This is a genomic window from Actinosynnema sp. NPDC059335, assembly GCF_042752395.1.
In the GTDB taxonomy this organism is placed as follows: domain Bacteria; phylum Actinomycetota; class Actinomycetes; order Mycobacteriales; family Pseudonocardiaceae; genus Actinosynnema.
Genome location: NZ_JBHYXZ010000302.1, coordinates 1 through 3247 on the forward strand (window position 1 = coordinate 1; position 3247 = coordinate 3247).

A 3247-nucleotide genomic window follows, 5' to 3' on the forward strand; every position below is an offset into this window, starting at 1 on the left:
TCCCGCCCCGCCGCGCCGCCGCCCCGCCGCGCCCGGCGGACTGTAAAGTCCCCGGGACGGGCCTCCCCCTGGGCCCGCCGCCCCCCCGTCCGATCCGGTGGGTGTCAGCTGGTCGGGAAGTTGTCCGCCGTGCTGATCCGGGCCTTCAGCAGCGCGCCCGACTCGGTGAGCACACCGCTACTGGAGTAGTCGCTGCCGTTGCACGTGCCCGGCCGCAGCGCGGCGCTGCTCTCGTTCGCGTCCGAGTACGTCCAGTTCGCGTAGCTGATCTTGAGCTGGTCGAGCAGGTCCAGCCAGGCGACGGTGCTCGTGCGGTCGAACGTGCCGCCACCGGTGGCCAGCACCGTCCCGAACTCGGTCACGAACAGCGGCAGCCGCGACGCGGCACGGCTGACCGCGGCGCGGTAGTTGTCCTTGTGCGACGCCGCGTAGAAGTGGAACGCGTACATGATGTTGGTCGCGTTGACCGGGTTGTTGATGACCTCGGACTCGTTCGAGCCCTCGGACACGCCCAGCGACGACCAGGCGCGGGTGCCCACGATGACCACGGCGTCCGGGTCGGCCGCGCGGATCACCGGGATGACCTGCTCGGCGTAGCTCTTGATGGACGCCCAGCTCACGCCGTTGGGCTCGTTCGCGATCTCGTAGATCACGTTCTTCTTGGCCGCGTTGCGCTGCGCCACGGAGGCGAAGAAGGTCTTGGCCCGGTCGAGGTTGTAGTTCGGGTCGCCCGGCGTGAGGATGTGGAAGTCGATCAACGCGTACATCCCGCGCGCCTCGGCCATGTCGACCAGGCTGTTGACCCGGCTGGTGAACCCGGACGGGTTGGTCTCGTAGCCCTGCTCCTGCACGTACATCGCGATGCGGAACAGGTCGGACTTCCAGTCGTTCGCCAGCGCGTTCAACGAGTTGTTGTTGTAGCACTTGTCGAACCACTGGATGCCGTGCGTGCTCATGCCGCGCAGCTGGATCGGGCGGTTGTACTGGTTGCACAGGTTGACGCCGCAGACCCGCAGCTGCCCGTTGATCTCGACCGGCGTGCGGCCGACCGGCGGGGTGCCGGTGGTCGTCGTCGTGGTCGTCGTGCTGGTGGACGTGGTGGAACCCGTGCAGGCCACGCCGTTCAGCGAGAACGACGTCGGCGTGGGGTTGCTGCCCGAGAACGAGCCGACGAACCCGAGGTCGGTCGACGCGCCGGTGCCGAGCGTCCGGTTCCAGTCGACGTTGGTCGCGGTCGCCGTGGAGCCCGACTGGGTCCACGTGGCGTTCCAGCCCTGGGTGACCCGCTGCGAGGTGTTCGGGAACACCACGGCGAGCGTCCAGCCGTTGACGACGTCACCGAGGTTGGTGACCTTCACGGTGGCCTGGAAACCACCCGACCACTGGCTGGTGACCGTGTAATCGACCTTGCAGCCCTGCGCCGCGGCCACGGCCTGCGGGATCACCGTGATCGCCGCGGAACCGAAGGCCACCGCACATGCCGCCAGTACGGCGGTGGAGCGCTTCACTGAGCCCCTCCTCATTCATCGTGGGATGCCTGGGAGCGCTCCCAGACCCGCCGGGGAACGTACACCGCGACCGGTGCGCGCGTACAGACCGCGTCTCGCGGAGTGACACGCCGCCGTGACGGAGAGTGGTCGTCAGCCCTCGACCGGCAGCCCGGAGGCGCGTCCCGCCCGCGCGCACTCGCGACACGCGCGGGCCGACGCCGCGACCACCCCGTGCGCCGCGATGGCCAGCACGGCGGCGAGCGCGGTCAGGGGCCACTCGGCGGACAACGCCGAGGTCACGCCCAGTGCGATGGCCGCGAGCGCCATGCCCACCGCGGCGGCCGAAGCCGTCCAGGCCACGACCGCCGGCAACCGGTGCGGCGTGGGCACGAGCCGGGCGAGCCGGCCGGTGGCGGTCAGCGCCGCCACCGCGAGCAGGCCGGCGGCGGTCGCCACGGCGCCCAGGTGCGCGGCGAGCGCGCCCAGCCGCCAGTCGGGGTCGCGCGCCGCGGCGTGCACCAGGACGTGGCAGACGACCAGGACCGGCACGGCGACCGCCGCGACGCGGGCCGTGCGGCGGGTCTGCGCGATGGTCAGCTCCCGCTGGAACGACGGCGCGACCTCGTCGGCGGAGCCGAAGTCCAGCACCGCGCGCCGCGCGGCCTGCCCGCGGGGCACGCCGAACCGGGTCTGCGCCTCCACCGCGTCGTGGAGGCCGTCGCGCACCTCGCGCATCATGGCGGCCTTCGCGCGCGCCGGGCCGTGCAGGGACGCGGCGAGCGCCGCCACGCAGTCCTCGACCGGGTCGCGGTCCGGTGCGGCGTTCACGGGGCGGACCCCGGCGCCAGGTCGAGCACCGCGCCGATCGCGGCGGTGAACTCGCGCCAGGCCGACCGGGCGGCGGTGAGGCCGCGCCGGCCGGCGTCCGTCAGCTCGTAGCAGCGCCGCGACCGGTCCGCCACGGACCGCCGACGGCTGCGCAGCAGCCCCAGGCGCTCCAGCCGGTGCAACGCCGGGTAGACCGTGCCCGTGCGCAGCGCGAGCGCTCCCCCGCTGCGCCGCCGCACCGCCGTGATGACCGCGTAGCCGTGCAGCGGCCCCGGTTCGAGCACCGCCAACAGCATCGCGTCCAGGTGCCCGCGCACCGCGTCCGCCTCCACGAGTCGGCAGCCTACACAGGAGTTAAGTAGCTGTGGTACCTATTGGCAGCCGACATATGTTGGCTGCCTACTTAACCAAGGAGCCCCGGTGACCAAGCTGCTGCTGTCGGTCCACGTCCTCTTCGCGATCCTCGCCGTCGGCCCGATCGCGGTGGCCGCGTCGCTGTTCCCCCGCTTCGCGCGCGAGTCGCCGACCGGGGTCGCGGTCTTCCTGCACCGCACGTGCCGCACGTACGCGGTCGTCGGGGTCTTCGTGCCGGTCTTCGGCGTCGCCACGGGCGCGAGCCTGGGCGTCCTCGGTGACGCGTGGCTGCTCGCGTCCGTGGTGCTGACCGCGGTGGCGGCGGGACTGCTGGCGTGGCGGATCCTGCCGGCGCAGGGGCGGGTGCTCGCCGGGCGTGCCGACGCCGTGAAGCGGCTGGCCATGACCACCGGCGTGTTCAACCTGCTGTGGGCGGCCGTCGTCGTGCTGATGATCGTGCGCCCCGGCTCGACCACGGGCGCGTGAGGTGGTCGCCGCGCACGGGGGAACCCCGGTGGGGGGCCGGGGAGGGACCCCCACCGGGGTTCCCGGGGGGTTTAAGAGTGGCGGGGCGG

At 72.7% G+C, this 3247-nt stretch carries 4 protein-coding genes; 1 reads left to right on the forward strand and 3 read right to left on the reverse strand.

Annotated elements, in window-relative coordinates:
- Positions 1-104: 104 nt before the first annotated feature.
- From ACFXGA_RS39930 to ACFXGA_RS39940, 3 genes are all read right to left on the reverse strand, one after another.
- Positions 105-1508, reverse strand: a complete 1404-nt coding sequence (locus ACFXGA_RS39930) for a cellulase family glycosylhydrolase (protein ID WP_378098333.1) — start codon at positions 1506-1508, stop codon at positions 105-107.
- Positions 1509-1640: 132 nt separating this feature from the next.
- Positions 1641-2318, reverse strand: a complete 678-nt coding sequence (locus tag ACFXGA_RS39935) for a permease prefix domain 1-containing protein (protein WP_378098336.1) — start codon at positions 2316-2318, stop codon at positions 1641-1643.
- Complete coding sequence (locus tag ACFXGA_RS39940) at positions 2315-2650, reverse strand: PadR family transcriptional regulator (protein WP_378098339.1); 336 nt, start codon at positions 2648-2650, stop codon at positions 2315-2317. The genes ACFXGA_RS39935 and ACFXGA_RS39940 overlap by 4 nt, the downstream gene beginning before the upstream one ends.
- A gap of 88 nt (positions 2651-2738) precedes the next feature.
- Between ACFXGA_RS39940 and ACFXGA_RS39945 the strand changes: the two genes are divergently transcribed.
- Entirely contained in the window at positions 2739-3158 is a 420-nt protein-coding gene (locus ACFXGA_RS39945) for a hypothetical protein (protein WP_378098342.1), read from the forward strand.
- The last annotated feature ends 89 nt before the right edge of the window (positions 3159-3247 follow it).